Source organism: Wolbachia endosymbiont of Armadillidium vulgare str. wVulC (assembly GCF_001027565.1).
Taxonomy (GTDB): Bacteria; Pseudomonadota; Alphaproteobacteria; order Rickettsiales; family Anaplasmataceae; genus Wolbachia.
The window spans coordinates 336,239-352,013 of the sequence record NZ_ALWU01000010.1; the positions used below are offsets into that span (position 1 = coordinate 336,239).

The window sequence follows — 15,775 nt, forward strand, 5'->3', positions numbered from 1 at the left end:
TTATAGTTAAGTATGAATTTGTCTTAGTGAAAAAAGTTTCAGTTTTAGGATCAACAGGAAGCATTGGAAAAAAGACTGTAGATTTGCTCTCAAAGAGAAAAGAAGAATATCAGGTAGAAGCACTGAGTGCCTGTTCAAGCTTTGCTCTGTTAGCACACCAAGCAAAACTGCTTAATGCAAAATATGTTGCCATTTCTGATGAAAGGCTTTACAAAGATTTAAAAGAAGATCTGTTTGGTACAAACGTCAAAGTAGAAGTTGGTGCTCCAGGTCTAGCAAATATTGCTTCTCTACCTGTTGATCTCTCAGTTATTGCAATAGTTGGCATCGCAGGCCTTGAGCCGGTTATGCAGGTTATAGAAAGCGATACTAAAGTTATTGCACTGGCAAATAAAGAAAGTATTATTTGTGGTGGCAAGTTACTGCTTAAAAAAGCTCAAGAAAAAAACGTACAAATAATCCCTATTGACTCTGAACACAACGCAATTTTTCAAGTTTTGCAAAATGATGATAAATGTGTAGAAAAGATTATACTCACTGCCTCTGGTGGACCATTTTTAAATTATGGCCTTGAACAATTAAAAAATATTACAGTAAATCAGGCTCTAAGTCACCCTACTTGGAACATGGGAAAGAAAATCTCAGTTGATAGTGCAACAATGATGAATAAGGCACTAGAAATAATAGAAGCACATCATTTATTCAATATCAGCCCAAATAAAATTGAAGCAGTAGTTCACCCTGAATCGATAGTACATGGAGTTGTAGTTTATCAGGATGGTTTCAGCTTTGCTGTGCTTGCAGAAACTGACATGGCAATTCCTATTGGATACGCTTTGTCTTGGCCAGAAAGATCGGCTTTAAATCGTAAATTAGATTTAACAAAGCAAGAAAAATTAACCTTTCAAGAACCAGATCACAAACGTTTTCCTGCACTAAAGCTCAGTATGGAAGTGTTAAATTCTTCCTCTCCACATATAAATAGTATTGTTTTCAATGCTGCAAATGAGATAGCTGTTAATGAATTCTTGAAATCACGAATCGGTTTTTTAGAAATAGTAGAGGTAGTAAAATCAACAATAGAAATTTTTGACAAGCACACTGATATTAACTCACTATCTGATATAATAAGCATTAATTTTGAAAGCCGTATTATTGCCAATGAAATTATCAAAAATTTGTGTACAACTACCGCTTGTTAGCACTGCAGCATTTAGTAACAAAAACTTCTTCTGATGTACCAAAGCTGCATCTAAAGTAGCCCTGCTAATACCTATAGCATGGACCAAGTGGTATTATAGCACGTTTTTCACCATTTGGAAATTCTACATTTGCATTCACAGTAATAAGAACTTCTTTTAACATATTCTCCACTCTAGCCACATCTAAAATGGTACCAATGCTTTGCTGATTATTAATACTTACAGCATGGCTCAGCGGTGCTATAGTATATTTTTTACCATTTGGAAACTCCACACTTGCACCCGCAGTAGTAAGAACTTCTTTTAATATATTTCCCGCTCTAGCTGCATTTAAAATGGCATTAATGCTTTGCTGATTATTAGTACCTATAGCATAGCTAAGCGGTGTTAGAATATGTTTTATACCATGTAGAAACTCCACACTTGCACCCGCAGTAGTAAGAACTTCTTTTAATATATTTCCCGCTCTAGCTGCGTCTAAAATGGCATTAATGCTTCGCTGACTATTAGTACCTATAGCATAGCCAAGCGGTGTTAGAGTATGTTTTATTATACCATTTGGAAACTCTATACTTGTACTTGCAGTAGTAAGAACTTCTTTTAATGCATTCTTTACTCTAGCTGCATCTAAAGTGGCCTGAATACCATATTGACCATTAATACTTATAGCATAGCCAAGCGGTGTTAGAGTATGTTTTTCGCCATTTAGGAATTCTTTAATTATATTCGTAGTAGTAAAAACTTTCAGTAAATCATCTTTTGATACTACCTTCAGAGCGCCCTGATTACCTTTCCTTAACCGTCTATGAAAATTTTGTTGTTCTGCTTTAGACATATAGTTACCTCTATAAAAACTTGAATTAACTACTAATATGTTGCCATGAAAAGTCAACTTTTTTTTCTGAATGTTATATAATTCCAGAGCGTTTTTTTATGATAGGCTTTTAATGATCTAGGATATACTCCTTCGTTAAGGGAGATTGAGCATTTTCAAATATTTCTTGAGTACTTCCGGATTCAACAATCTTGCCGTTGCAGAAAAAAATTATACTGTCAGATAATTTCTTAGCTTGCTTCATTGAATGAGTTACCATAATTATGGTGAACCTCAATTTCAACTCTTGTATAAGATTTTCGATTGCATTGGTTGCCATTGGATCAAGAGCAGAACATGGTTCATCCATTAATAAAATAGTTGGCTTTATTGAAATTGCACGAGCAATGCATAATCTTTGTTGCTGGCCACCAGATAAATTGAGTGCACTATCTTGCAATCTATCTTTCAACTCTTCCCATAAACCAACTTTAGTTAAACTACTTTCTACTATTTCATCTAATTTTTGCTTATTTTTCACCATGCCATGCAATTTAGGCCCATAAGCAACATTATCATATATTGACTTTGGAAAAGGATTTGGTTTTTGAAATACCATACCAACTTTTGCTCTGAGCAATACGACATCCATATCACGTGAATATATATTACCCAGTCCATCGATTGCCAGCTCACCGGTCGCTTTACATCCAGGTACGTAATCATTCATACGATTAAAACAACGCAAAAATGTCGATTTACCGCACCCAGAAGGTCCGATAAAAGTTGTGACTTTCTTTTTGCAAATATTCAAATTTATATCGAATAAAACTTGTTTAGAGCCATACCAAAGATTTAAATTTTTAACGAAAGCGTATTTATCGCTCATACTAAATCCTGCATTGAATAAAGTCCTGGTATTTCCTTTTTATTCTCGCACAACCATATTGCTGCTTGAACCGCCCCTCTAGCAAACGTTGTACGATTAATTGCTTTGTGATTTAATTCTATTCGTTCATCGAAATTAACAAACATGACACTGTGATCTCCTATTACTCCACCTCCACGAGATACTGCAAAGCCTATTCCTCCTTTCCCTCTTATATTTGAATTATTATGTGAATATTGATTGAGCTCAAAATCCACTTTTGCAGCGTTAGCAACTGCTTTACCAAACTCTATAGCTGTTCCAGATGGTGAATCCTTTTTTAAATTGTGATGCATTTCCCAAATTTCAACGTCATACTCATTACCTAAAAGCTTGGCAGCTTCTTTTACCAATTTCAGCAACACATTAACTCCTATACTCATATTTGCTGACCATAATATTGGAACTTTAGCAGCATATTCTTTTAAATTTAGATCTTCTATTCCAGTTGTGCCACTAACTAGCGGTTTTTTAAATTTCACGGCCGCCTTAAGGCAGTCTAGCATACATTCTTTAGTTGTAAAATCTATTACAACATCGGACGATTCAAATACCTCATTAATAGAACTTGTAACTTTGATCCCTAAATTGCAACTATGGCCTACAATAAGCCCAATATCTAAGCCTATATACTCACTGCCCAAGCGAGCAACAGCACCTGCTACTTCCACTTTGGTATTCGTAATTAATTCATTGAGTATTTTCTTACCCATTCTGCCTAAGCAGCCTATTACTCCAACTCTGATTTTCATAAAGCTTTTTCACTATATTAGCCTTTTTTTGAAGCTTTGTCATCTTTATAAGCTATAGCATAACTGTATGAATACTGCATTTAGGCCTACCAGATTCCAGTGCCTTGACCACAACTATTGCAATATGGGGTATATAGTAAACTAAGTACCAGAGCAAAAACTCCTTTTTCTTGCTTGAGTGTTTGTGATATCGTGGTGTCTAGATACCACGGTATATTGTTAAATTCTTAAAGATCCCCCTGTGAAACATTATGAAGTTAATCTGAATAGAGTTAGATTAATGAGGGAATGTTGAAAATGTTCAAAAAAGCATATGCGTCAAGTTAAGAGAAAATGAGCAAATTTAGTGCACTCAAAGTTGATATTCTTGTTTTTCTGTATTTGTCTTTTAAGGAAATTTTTGACATAGAAAACTGGTCCCAGTATCAGCTACTTAAATGGCAAGATAATAGTGCTAGGATGCAGAAACAAAAAATAGGTTAGGTATTTTCAACTTTTGTTGTATACTCAAGTGAAAATCTGACTTTTACAGATGGATACAGTAAAGTTTGTCTTATTACTGCCAACAATATTACTCATACTAATCGCTGGTGTTTACTTATCGGTTAAATTAAAATGGTTACAGATATTTAGATTACCATACGCCCTTTCACTCCTTGGAGCTAAAAAAGGAGGAAATAAATTTTCTTCTATAGCTGCCCTGTTTACAATCTTAGGAGGAAATTTAGGAGTAGGAAATATTTCAGGAACTGCTGTTGCTCTAAAAACCGGAGGACCGGGCTCTATTTTATGGATGGTAATAATTATTGTTATCACTTCTGTGATAAAATATGTTACTTGTTATCTAAGTATAAAAACCAGAAAGGAAAAAAATGGACGGTTTATAGGTGGCCCTGTAGCCTACATAATTGATGCATTTAACTCTAGCAAAGCTACAATTGTTTTTCTAGTTGTTATGATAATAGCTTCAATAACAGTTGGTAACCTTGTTCAAGTAAATTCTCTATCAATACCACTCAGCATGGTAGATGTACCTGTAGTCATTGGCGGCATTGTAATGGCTATAATATTTTTTATTGTTACAGCTCTCAGTTTAAAAAAAATTAAAATTTTTATATCGGCTATGATACCGATAATGACGGTGAGTTACCTCACACTTTGCGGTATCATATTATTTAAGTTTAGTGAAAATATTCTTCCTTCTCTAAAACTAATAACAAGCACTTTTTTTACAACTAGTAGCTTTAACTCTGGTTTATCTTTGGGTTTGATTTTAGAAATGTTGACTATTATTCAAGTAGGAACTCTGCGAGGTATTTTTGCAACAGATATAGGGCTTGGCCTCGAAGGTATCGTTCACTCTTCAATTGTTCCTAAGAAAAACAATAATAAATTTATCATTGAGCAGAGCCTAATCACAATAATATCGCCTTTTATAGTTGCACTTATAGTGTTCATTACGACAATGGTACTACTTGTCACAGATTCTTGGATTACTGATTTAGAGAGCACTAACATGTGCATATTTGCTTTTAGAAAAGCTATGAATTGGCCCTATATTGACTGTTTAATTATGGCCATAATGTTTTGCTTTGCCTTTACTACTATTTTTACTTGGTTTTTTTGTTCAAAACAAACAATACGTTATGTGTCTATGCATAATAAATACACTAAAATCTGGACTATAGTTTTTACCTTAATCATTCCACTTGGTGCAATCGGTGGAGTTAAGCTACTCTGGGACATCGCTGATATCTCGATTGCTGCTTTGCTATTTATTAACATATTTGCTATACTCAAACTCACTTCTCAAGATCCAGAAGTATTTACTATGAGTAACAAATATTTGAAGTTGCAAAAGAAGCGCTATAGCTAAAGCAATTTAGGCTGAAAAATATGTTTATAGCTAATTATAAGTGATATTTTAAGTTATCATTCCAGCGTCACGGGGGATTGATCCAGATTTTTTTACAAGTCATAGGATGGAGCTATAGCTAGTGTCACCACGTTAGCAATACAACCTCCTTTAATAAAAACTCAACCAATTCTCTTGATAATTATATTAGCTAAGGCTAAAAGGCAGAGGGTTATTAGTGAGGGAAAATATGTATACTCAAAACACACAACAGTATCACGAATTCATTCGAGGATTTTTTACTTTATTTGATGAAATAAAAAAGGAAGACAATCCAATTTATAATTCTAGGGTTGGTTTTAACGCAGTAAAGTTTCTAATAAAGCACTCCACCTGGAATTTGGATGAAGATGAAGACAAAAATGAAGCGTGTAAAGTGATCCTTCAAGAACACAACAAGATAAAAGAAGATAGACAAGGGCTTCAAAGAAAAGCTAAAGAGATATTGAATGAGTATATTTATGGTGATGTTAATGATGGTGTTAAAGAAATTTCAATATACGGTGACCACGCAAGTATCGAATTGAAAAATAATAAAAAAGAGTTTAAAATCAGCGAGTTTTTAAATAGTGATTTTTGTCAGAAGAATGGAATTTCGGGATTTTCAACGTTGCACAGCGATGGAAAGAGCGGAATGCACGGTTTTGTTGCCGAGGAAGGAGGGAAAAAAATAAGGCATTATGTTGTAACTGATGGTTCATATGAAATGACTTTGAATTGGCATGATAAAAATGGAAAGAAATGTACCATCAAAATCAAGATTGATAAAGATGGTGTAGATCTTACTGAACGTAATGGTATTACTGCAGAGGAATTAAAAGCAAACAAAGACGTAAAAATAGGTGGGTTATTCTTATATCAAATACAATTCAGGAAGAAAGGACGAGAACAAGAGAATCAACAATCATCAGAAACTTTTATAGAAAGTAACAGTAAAAATATTGGTGTTCAAACACATCGTACACTAAGCCACAATCAAGATAATAGGCAAGAGGATGAGCGGTATGACAATCCTACATTTGCTACATTTGGACATGCTGTACCTGGAAGCCGAAAACCAGACGGAAAAGAAAGTTTAGAAAACTTTCAGTCCCCTCTTGCAGAGAACTCACAGAGCAAAAGAACTCCACCATCACCACCGCTCAGAACTAGTTCACTACCTAATGATCAGCAAAAAGGTGAGTATCAGCGAACTATTTTATCAGGTGGAAACGGCTACAGATTTCCATCTTCTGATCCTTCAAAAAGTACTATTTTCACCAAGTCTGTGATCCACAATCAAGATAATAGGCAAGAGGATGAACGGTATGACAATCCTATATTTGCTACATTTGGGCATGCTGTACCTGGAAGCCGAAAACCAGATAGAAGTGAGCAAACACCTAATAATCAGCAACAACCTAAAACTCCGCAACAAGAAGGTGGACAGCCGCTTTCTACTACAGCGCTCAATAATAAAAGTGACTCGGGCTATTCATCTCCAACTCATGCCAATCATGGACAATCTAAAGTGGATCCTGAAGATTTAACCCAGAAGCTTGAGGAAGAGAAGTTAAATCACCAAAAGGAAGACAAATCATCGCAAAAGCATGGACAAAATAGTGAGAATCACGATAGTGAAACTCATAAAACATCAAATGAGTCAATTGATGAAAAGTTAAAAAGTGCTCAACCTACTAACCCAGCTGATCAAGTGATGGGTGAGCTAAAAGAAGTATTGGAAAAACCAAATGGAGGATTAACAGAACCAGAACAACAGGTTACTAAAGAAAATATTTCTAAAGATTCATTCTCAGAAAACGTTTTAGAAAAGATAGGAGAAGGTAAACAATATGACACTATACGTAAGTGGCTAAAGGATAAAATTGAAGGTAAAGAAGATAATCAAAACCTGGATGCACTAGAGGGAAAACTATCCAAAAAATATGGTCAAGGTAATATTGTAGAAAAAAGAGAGAACGATGGTGGCAAACCTCTATCTTCGGTGAACATTGATGGAAGTAAGGAGAGTTTGATAGATGTTGAACAAGGTAGTGACACTCGATCACAGAAAAGCTCTCGCAGGAGTGGACAAGAGTCTGAAGAAGGAATTAACGAAGATGTTAAAGAAACTAGTTTTAATACACCAGAGAAAATTCAGTCTGAATTGCAAAAAGACGATTTAGCAGATGTAAAAACAGTGGCAGCTTTTAAAAGTAGAAACGATGAATTTAAGGAAACGTTAAATAGAGAGCTTGAAGCTGAGGAAAAAATTGAAGTAAGTTCTAACAAGGTTCGTAATGAGCCAGTTGGTCAACCTATTGATCCAGCTGGCCAAGTAATGAACGAGTTAAGAGAGGCATTAGGAAAGCCAGGTAAAGGATTAAAAAGACCAGCACGACAAATCGCAAGCACTCTTGTTACAAATTCAAAAAATCCATTCCTGGGACAAATAAAACATGATAAACCTATACATCAATGGTTAGAAAAAACATTAGCAGAACGAGAAAATGCTGACAAAAACTCGCACCACCGCTAATTAGGGACGAAACCAACTAATTGTTATTAAGACTAAAATAATTACTTAGTAAACAATAGGCTTCGTGTAACGGCAATCCGATAACGGAAGAATAGGAGCCGCGTAAGAACAATACGAACATCCCAGCTAGGCCTTGTATATTGCATCCTCCTGCCCTATTTTTCCACTCTTCTGATGCTAAATAGTACTTAATTTCTTGCTCACTGAGACGTTTAAATTTCACTATTGTAACCACAGTTCTAATATGTTGTTTGGATTGATCGGGAGTTAATAGACATACGCTGGTGTATACTCTATGCCTTCTTCCTGATAACAAGCGGATGCATTTTTCTGCTTGCTCAACGTTTTCAGCTTTGAACAATATCCTTCTACCACAAGCAACAACTGTATCAACACCAAGCACAAAATAACTTGGATTTGAGCTTTGTATTCCCTCAGCTTTACTTTTTGCCATACGGATTGAATAATCCTTTGGAAGTTCCTTCTTCAAAGGAGTTTCATCTATGTTTGCTGGCAGAATTAAACCTGGTTTAATATTTACTTGCTTTAGTAAAGCTATACGCCTTTCCGATGATGAAGCGAGAATAAGATTATTTAGAGATCGTTCTGTCACTTGTACCTTTAAGCCTTCTAATGATCCTACCCTTTCTCGCATTTCTATCATAAACACTCATCTCAACTAATACTCTATCGCCTATAATTATGCGTATTTTACTTCTTCTTACTCTCCCTGATACATGACAGATAACCTCACGTTCATTGTCCAACTTCACTCTAAATTCTGCTGCAGGTAGTAAAGCAGTTACTGCCCCTTCTACTTCAAAAATTGTTTTTGATTTATCGTCTTTTATCATTGTCGTATTATAATTTAATAATCTTTTTCAGTCTACTATAGATTTTAAACTATTATCAATACAAGAGATTTTTATATTCTACTTGAGTATTGCTCTTGCAACTTAACCCCAATCATCTCCACATAATGCAAGAGGAAAGCGAGCTACCTACGTTTCTACTCTCTGCCACCTTCTCAATAGAACTTATAGAACTTATGTTAGAAGATAAATCATTATCACAATTTTCCTCATCGCTACCATATCCGCCATCAAAGCTTAAAGATCTGCGTAATGTTGTCTTTTCTTTCAGTGGAACATAAGACTCATTATCAGGCTCACTAGAAACGCCCCCTTTTAGAATATAAAATTGATCGTTGAGGCTCCTTTGTCCATCAGCACGAATTTTTTCTTTTAGTCTATCAAGCATTTCTATAATGTGATCATCATTGCATTCATTATCTTCATCTTTAGTGAGTTCAAGTATATCTTCTGGAAATTCCTCGTACTCGTTTTCTGACTCTTCAATGTCGAACTTTAGTCTCTCTTCTTCAAGTTCATCTTTCAAATTGCTACCCTGCCTCTCTAACCTTACAATTGTTTGATTAGTTTCTGCTTCTATTTCTTGCTTTAATTCAACATTTTCTTTAGATAGCATTTGATTATCTGGAATCAATTCATTCATTCGTTGTGAGTTAGTTTCTGCTTGAGTTCCGATTTGTTGTGAAGCAATTTCTGGTTGAGTTTTAGTGTGCTGTAAATTGACTTCTGATTGAATTGATGCATTGCTATTAATAGAAGGAAGGCTATTATCAGCATCAACTTTATGATCTAATTTCCCCTCTGGTTCCTTACCTTGATAGGCCACTATAGATTCATTGTGAAAATTAATAGGTACAACATCAGTATCCTTATCCTTTTCTAGTGATTGCATTACAGCATCATATAAGGAGAGACCTTGAATATATAATTCATCGTTTTGCTTTATTAATTCTAGGATCTCCTTTGATGACACAAAATCTTCACCATTAAATTTTAGTACTTCAGTTATGCCATCACTACTCACATTCATAATCATGGTACACATTCCGAATCCATCCTTTACAGACCAAGTGCTTGTCACTTCATAACATGCGCCTTCTTTAAACTCATAATATCTTTCCTTATCTTTTTGATGAGCGTGTATTTCATGTTTTTTATTGCAATAGATATTCAGTTCTTTAATATCTTTCTCTTGCTGTAAAACTTCACTAATCTTTGTTGGCTCACTCTTATCGTAATTAATAAGGTTAATATTCAAAACTCTATGATCGTTACCAGTTTCTGTGTAATAAGCTTGAAGCTCTACGTCTTTCCTCTCAAAATATTTACTTGCAGCTTTTTTTCCCTGCTCTGCCAATTCTATGCATTTATTTATATCTTCCTCAAAGCTCTTATTAGCAGACTCTGTTACTGCTTTATCTATGTACGTTTGTTTGAAATCTCTATCGTTTATTAAGTCATAAAAACTCCACTCATCCCCAAAAGCCCTCTGCACGTAAGTGAAATTCTTTTTTTCCTTTAGTTTTCTTAAGAGCCACACTTTTTCTTTAAGATTTTTCAGTTGAAGGCTTATCCTTGCCTTTACACTAGAGTTTTTTGCAGGAATACTCGCTTCTTCTAATTCTTTAAACAATTTATTATCTTTTATAATTGAGTAGCAAAACTTCACAATAGCAGAATTTGCAAACAAAGGATCTTTTTTTATACCTTCATCAAGAATTTCTTTAAAATGTGCAAATTGAGGTAGAACATAAAAATTGATTATTTCTTTTTCTGATCTCGTTTTATTAGCATGAGAGATATTATCTAATTGTGAATATAACTCTTTGAATGTATGGTAGATAAGTGTAGAGTAATAAACTTCCCTATTCAGTGAAGTTGGTCCTATACAAAAATGCTTTTCAAATTGATCACCTATTTTTCCTGCCTCTACTGCTTTATCTCCCTTAGTCAAACCTGCAATCATAATATACCTCCTTCAACTATATTTATATTATAATAATCAACATATATTTAAGAAAAATCACACTGCTCACTGTATTTTTACACTGCTACTTTGCATAATAGATTGTTTGAAGTCACACAAGTATCGTTTTTTATTAGATAAAAGTTAACAAGACATCTTCATAGATTTTTAAGCTTAATAACATCCTCTCTTTTTGGGCTAGTTGAAATTAGATGAATTGGTACACCTATTAATTTTTCTAACCTGTCTATATATTTTATTAAATTGATAGGTAATGCTTCAATCGACCTTTTACCTTGAGTATTTTCTTTCCAGCCAGGAAACTCTTCATATATCGGCTCTAATTCCTCTTGTATTGAATGTGATGCGGGTAAATAATCATACATTTTTCCACTATACTTGTAACTAGTGCATATTTTAATTGTATCAAAAGAATCAAGAACATCTAATTTGGTTAATACAATGCTTGAAACTCCAGAGAGTTGAACAGCCTGGCACACTAAAACTGCATCAAACCATCCGCAGCGCCTTCTTCTATTGCTTACTGTTCCAAGTTCCTTGCCTATAGAAAATAAGCTATCTCCAATTTCGTTATTTTGTTCAGTAGGAAATGGACCATTACCCACTCTTGTTGTATACGCTTTTGCTACACCAATAATGTGAGCATTGGAGGATAATCCTGAGCCTGTTATCGCTTGCGATGCTACAGTATTACTTGAAGTAACAAAAGGGTAAGTTCCGTGGTCAATATCTAAAAATGTGCCTTGAGCACCTTCAAATATTATTTTCTTGCCTTCTTTCATAAAATCATTTAGCACCTTCCACACAGGTTTTTTATATGAAAGAATTTTTCCTGAAATCTGTCGAATTTCCTTTAATATTTCTTCTTTTTCAACTACCTGATATTCAAAGCCTTTTCTGATAGCATTGTGGTAATTCAAAAGAGTATCCACTCTTTTATTGAGCTCGTCTGCGTTTTCTAAGTCACAAAGGCGTATAGCTCTCCTGCCAACTTTATCTTCATAACATGGCCCTATCCCTTTGTTTGTTGTGCCAATTTTGCAATTTCCGTTTAAATCTTCAAACAGCTTTTCCTTATCTTTATGTACACTGAGTATTAATGGGCAGCTTTCAGATATCATCAAATTATTATGATTTATGTCTACCCCTTTAACTTTCAATGATTCTATTTCTGAGATTAGAGCTTGTGAATCGAGAGCAACGCCATTTCCTATGATAGATATTTTGCCTGACCTCAGAACAGCAGAGGGCAGTAAATTTAATTTATAAACCTCATCATCTACTACTATAGTGTGACCTGCATTATTTCCTCCCTGAAATCTCACAACCACATCTGCATTCTCAGAAAGATAATCTACTATTTTACCCTTGCCTTCGTCACCCCATTGCAGACCAACAATTACAATATTATTCATCACTATTTTCTAGATTAATACGTAAATATTAATGCAGCATGTTACAAATGGAAAGAGAAATCTGCGCCTTTCCTGCACCTCTTAAATAAAGAAATATACTGTCGATTTTCTTAATATATTACCAAATTATTCATCATTATATGATACAACTTACAACATATTTACAGTAAGGTGTTATTTATGAAAGAGGCAAAAGGAAAAAATAATAAGAGTCCAGTAGTTAGATTAAAGGCCACAGCTAAAGAGTTCAATTTTAGTAAATTAAGAGCAGATCAAGATAATGAATTAGCAAATTCTGGTGAAACAATGTTCTTAGATTTTCAAAGGATGAATTTTATTATTAACGGAAAAGAAATAGATAAAAATCTTATTATTGCATTTAAGGAAGGAGCTAAAGATTATAAAAATGAGATTTTTAACCGTGATAATTTTGATAATCTCTCTGAAGAAGGTAAAGCTTTTATGGAACCAGCACTTAAGGAACTTGATCAAGATAGACTATCTGAAGTTTGGGAAAATCATTGTAATAGCCCTACAGTTGCTGATGAGAAAAAAATTGATGAATATAGAAAGGAATTTGAGAGATTTTATAACGCAGGGAGAAGCTCTTATCATCTATTCTCCAAAAAAGATTACCGTGCATTAGCAAAGGAAATTTTCAAGAAAATGTTTAGATACGCTGAGGCAGAAGTTCCAAGTGATGCTATTTTAGAAGAGTTAGTCACCAATTGTAATCAAGCAGGGTATGGAGCTGGTATATTTAATGAATCTCATGCCGCACTCAGTAGTTGTAACTTAACTCCACACAGTCCTAAAAAAGCGCTAAACATTTACTGTACTGACCACAACTGCATAAAAGTGAAGTCTGATATGGCAATGCCTATAACTACGTTTGATAATCCAGAAGAGAAAATATGTGACCTATCTAGCTCATTAGAATTCACACTTGAATCTCGAGATGGCAAAGATGTTATAACATATAAAGAAGGTAAATTGTCACTTACTATTCCTGAAGAGTTGAAAAACTATAAAGATAATGGCAAGAGCTTGTTTGATATTATTAAAGAATATTTTGAGACATTCTGTGCAAAATTAGGATTTAAACATGAGACAAAAATACAAATAGAGCATGACTTAGGTACTCAAATCAAAGTAAGTAACTATTTGGATGGTACGATATCAACCACAGGATCAGATGCAAATGAAGAATTTATCAATCTTTTAAGGAAAAATCTCAGAGGGAGGTTATTGGGATCAGGAGTTGCTCTAGAAGATGTTAATGATTTTGTTGCAATCAAGGTGTCTACCGCTATGGATCTATTGAGTGATTATGCTAAATTGGAAGATAATAAAGAAAACAGAGAGTTATTAATAAGTGAAGTAGCAGATAATTTAGGGATTTCATCTCAAGATAAAGAAGCATCAGGAGTAATAGGCTCTTTACCTTCTTTGATAAAAGGTCAGGTTAATCATAATCAAGTGCAGTGTGTTGTAAATATTTTTACCAATTTAATTATTGAAGGGAAAAGCGAAATATACGAAAAAAAAGGTGCGGTTAATGCAATTCATCAGAAGGTAGATAAGGCAATTGTTGAACAAGATATAGGAAATGATAACTGGACAGATAAAATAAAAAAACAAAGATTATCTATGGAATCACATGAACATTTACATTAAAGGATACTGTGTACAGATAGGCTCCTTAAATGGGAGTGTAAAATAAACCATAGGCGTCAAGTTAAGAGATTGTGAGCGAATTCAGGGAAGTTAGGTAGATACTCTAGTTTTTCTGTACTTATCTTTTAATGAAAATCGTGACCAAGTTATGTTTAAGAAAAATTTTCAAACTATTAACTTTATTCTTTAGTGCTAAAAATAACTCTCTAACCCGTCTTTTTAGCTCAATAAATGCCTTTGTTAAACTGTATTCTTTTTCACTTCTGTGCAACCAACTATGCCGTGAAATATAAGAATTGCGCACAATTTAGCATATAGTTCACATAATACTCTGCACGGTAGCTTATCAAGTCTGATATGGCTTTTATACAATTTAAATAATTTGCCACCTTACTCTATTGCTCAGCACTAATTTTATTTTCTGGAACATTAGTATTGACCAGTTTAACAATTCTTGTAGAGGATGTATATCCTTGCGATCTCGCTAATCTATTAGCTTTCCTTCTTCTGGCCATATTCAGTTAGTTTCTGACATATAATTCTTACTCTAATTTTTGCTTCTTTTCCTAACAATACCTCATTTTCTAAAAATCTCTTTGCAAGATATTTTTAAAGAGAACCACAGATTCATTCTTTTCATAAATTCCACTGCTTCTTCAGTAAATCTAAAATCTCAATTATAAACCTTGTTGTAATTGAGATTTTGTCTGCTTTTTCATTAAAGAATTCATTGAGGTCTTTTTATAAGCAAGCTATATTGCAAGTTCTCTCATTCATATATCCAGGAAAACTTATACCTTATTATTTTCCTTCACTCTTTACTTACACTTTTCCTTAATTTGACTCCTATGCTTTTTTAAACATTCCCGAATGGCTGTTTAGTTTTTTTGTTAATCTTTTTTACTATGCTGTCAATCATATGCTTTATTCCTTGATATACAGAGTATGTACTTTCGTTGCTACGCATATAAGCAGAACAGGAAAATACATTATGTTCTTCGTCTTCTATTGATAACCCTGTATCGCACTTTATGTGTTCACCACCAAGCTTCTCTATCAACTGTTCTCTGTCATCTCCTATAGTGACCTTAACCTTACTTTCTTCTTTACCTATCTTGCTATTTAAAATTGAAACAATGATGGCTGGAGATATGCATATCGCTCCTATCGGCTTTTTTGTAACAAAAAATTCTGAAACTAATCTTTCAAATTCAGGCATTACTGTTACCATGTCTTTATTTTCAGCTAAGTCAGACAAATTTTTTGCAACCCCGTATCCACCAGGTACGACTAGCATGTCAAAATTTTCAGCTTTGGCTTCCTTTAAGTCATATATTTCGCCTCTTGCGATTCTTGCTGCTTCTACAAGTACATTCCTTTTTTCTTTTGTTGCCTCTTTTGTTTTATGATTCATAACTTGTGTGATATTGATATCAGGTGCAAAGCATTTAACATTCACTTCCTGCTGATCAAGCACAAGCAGACTTAAAACCGCTTCTCTTACCTCTGCACCGTCAAGGTGACCACACCCTGATAAAACCACAGCAGCTTTTAATTTTTTTTCACCCATAAAGTACCTTAATTTCATGTACTCTAGATATTTTAATACAAATTCTATATTTGGTAAAGAGGTTATTATATTAATTATCTCATATCTATTATAATATAATTAATAATTAGTATATATAATTAGGC

12 protein-coding genes and 1 pseudogene are annotated in these 15,775 nt (G+C 34.0%); 4 read left to right on the forward strand and 9 right to left on the reverse strand.

All coding sequences use genetic code 11. From position 1 onward, the window contains the following. Positions 1-26 precede the first annotated feature (26 nt). Positions 27-1,202: a 1-deoxy-D-xylulose-5-phosphate reductoisomerase gene (dxr, locus tag wVul_RS07130; RefSeq protein WP_047759708.1), complete on the forward strand. Its 1,176-nt coding sequence runs from the start codon at positions 27-29 to the stop codon at positions 1,200-1,202. A 64-nt stretch (positions 1,203-1,266) separates the two neighbouring features. Here the strand turns inward: dxr and wVul_RS09220 are convergent, their stop codons facing one another. The 3 genes from wVul_RS09220 to dapB all read right to left on the reverse strand — a co-directional run bounded on the left by wVul_RS09220 (position 1,267) and on the right by dapB (position 3,696). Then, positions 1,267-2,037 (reverse strand): hypothetical protein, encoded by a 771-nt coding sequence (locus wVul_RS09220; protein ID WP_153295698.1) that lies wholly within the window; start codon positions 2,035-2,037, stop codon positions 1,267-1,269. 109 nt (positions 2,038-2,146) lie between these two features. Further along, positions 2,147-2,905 carry a phosphate ABC transporter ATP-binding protein PstB gene (gene pstB / locus wVul_RS07140; RefSeq protein WP_047759709.1) on the reverse strand — a complete coding sequence of 253 codons (759 nt, stop codon included), beginning with the start codon at positions 2,903-2,905 and terminating at the stop codon, positions 2,147-2,149. Then, positions 2,902-3,696: a 4-hydroxy-tetrahydrodipicolinate reductase gene (dapB, locus tag wVul_RS07145; RefSeq protein WP_047759710.1), complete on the reverse strand. Its 795-nt coding sequence runs from the start codon at positions 3,694-3,696 to the stop codon at positions 2,902-2,904. The genes pstB and dapB overlap by 4 nt, the downstream gene beginning before the upstream one ends. Positions 3,697-4,228: 532 nt before the next feature. Here dapB and wVul_RS07150 point away from each other — a divergent pair. Together wVul_RS07150 and wVul_RS07155 are read left to right on the forward strand one after the other, a co-directional pair. Next, complete coding sequence (locus wVul_RS07150; RefSeq protein WP_047759711.1) at positions 4,229-5,572, forward strand: alanine:cation symporter family protein; 1,344 nt, start codon at positions 4,229-4,231, stop codon at positions 5,570-5,572. 229 nt (positions 5,573-5,801) lie between these two features. Then, the gene (locus tag wVul_RS07155; RefSeq protein ID WP_153295700.1) at positions 5,802-8,129 is read left to right on the forward strand and encodes a hypothetical protein; all 2,328 of its coding nucleotides are present in this window, start codon (positions 5,802-5,804) and stop codon (positions 8,127-8,129) included. A 16-nt stretch (positions 8,130-8,145) separates the two neighbouring features. Here the strand turns inward: wVul_RS07155 and wVul_RS07160 are convergent, their stop codons facing one another. The 4 genes from wVul_RS07160 to wVul_RS07175 all read right to left on the reverse strand — a co-directional run bounded on the left by wVul_RS07160 (position 8,146) and on the right by wVul_RS07175 (position 12,403). Beyond that, positions 8,146-8,742 (reverse strand): Maf family nucleotide pyrophosphatase, encoded by a 597-nt coding sequence (locus wVul_RS07160; protein WP_047759712.1) that lies wholly within the window; start codon positions 8,740-8,742, stop codon positions 8,146-8,148. Continuing rightward, a complete protein-coding gene (infA, locus tag wVul_RS07165; RefSeq protein ID WP_047759713.1) occupies positions 8,720-8,983 on the reverse strand; it encodes a translation initiation factor IF-1 in 264 nt (87 codons plus the stop codon). The genes wVul_RS07160 and infA overlap by 23 nt, the downstream gene beginning before the upstream one ends. 112 nt (positions 8,984-9,095) lie before the next feature. Beyond that, positions 9,096-10,967, reverse strand: coding sequence for a hypothetical protein (locus tag wVul_RS07170; RefSeq protein WP_047759714.1), 1,872 nt, complete (start codon positions 10,965-10,967; stop codon positions 9,096-9,098). Positions 10,968-11,125: 158 nt separating this feature from the next. Continuing rightward, positions 11,126-12,403, reverse strand: coding sequence for an adenylosuccinate synthase (locus tag wVul_RS07175; protein WP_047759715.1), 1,278 nt, complete (start codon positions 12,401-12,403; stop codon positions 11,126-11,128). Between the two features lie 180 nt (positions 12,404-12,583). Here wVul_RS07175 and wVul_RS07180 point away from each other — a divergent pair, with 180 nt between their 5' ends. Continuing rightward, complete coding sequence (locus wVul_RS07180) at positions 12,584-14,080, forward strand: hypothetical protein (RefSeq protein ID WP_047759716.1); 1,497 nt, start codon at positions 12,584-12,586, stop codon at positions 14,078-14,080. Between the two features lie 61 nt (positions 14,081-14,141). On the opposite strand, the pseudogene wVul_RS09225 reads toward wVul_RS07180, so the two are convergent. Then, positions 14,142-14,677 (reverse strand): annotated as a pseudogene (locus wVul_RS09225) (IS4 family transposase); the annotation flags it as partial. A 259-nt stretch (positions 14,678-14,936) separates the two neighbouring features. After that, complete coding sequence (gene elbB / locus wVul_RS07185) at positions 14,937-15,650, reverse strand: isoprenoid biosynthesis glyoxalase ElbB (RefSeq protein WP_047759717.1); 714 nt, start codon at positions 15,648-15,650, stop codon at positions 14,937-14,939. Positions 15,651-15,775 lie beyond the last annotated feature (125 nt).

What these genes read in the sequence shown, in the direction of transcription:
- wVul_RS09220 (WP_153295698.1), bottom strand. Translation starts at nt 2,037, where the DNA reads ATGTCTAAAGCAGAACAACAAAATTTTCATAGACGGTTAAGGAAAGGT.
- pstB (WP_047759709.1), bottom strand. Translation starts at nt 2,905, where the DNA reads ATGAGCGATAAATACGCTTTCGTTAAAAATTTAAATCTTTGGTATGGC.
- dapB (WP_047759710.1), bottom strand. Translation starts at nt 3,696, where the DNA reads ATGAAAATCAGAGTTGGAGTAATAGGCTGCTTAGGCAGAATGGGTAAG.
- wVul_RS07150 (WP_047759711.1), top strand. Translation starts at nt 4,229, where the DNA reads ATGGATACAGTAAAGTTTGTCTTATTACTGCCAACAATATTACTCATA.
- wVul_RS07155 (WP_153295700.1), top strand. Translation starts at nt 5,802, where the DNA reads ATGTATACTCAAAACACACAACAGTATCACGAATTCATTCGAGGATTT.
- infA (WP_047759713.1), bottom strand. Translation starts at nt 8,983, where the DNA reads ATGATAAAAGACGATAAATCAAAAACAATTTTTGAAGTAGAAGGGGCA.
- wVul_RS07170 (WP_047759714.1), bottom strand. Translation starts at nt 10,967, where the DNA reads ATGATTGCAGGTTTGACTAAGGGAGATAAAGCAGTAGAGGCAGGAAAA.
- wVul_RS07175 (WP_047759715.1), bottom strand. Translation starts at nt 12,403, where the DNA reads ATGAATAATATTGTAATTGTTGGTCTGCAATGGGGTGACGAAGGCAAG.
- wVul_RS07180 (WP_047759716.1), top strand. Translation starts at nt 12,584, where the DNA reads ATGAAAGAGGCAAAAGGAAAAAATAATAAGAGTCCAGTAGTTAGATTA.
- elbB (WP_047759717.1), bottom strand. Translation starts at nt 15,650, where the DNA reads ATGGGTGAAAAAAAATTAAAAGCTGCTGTGGTTTTATCAGGGTGTGGT.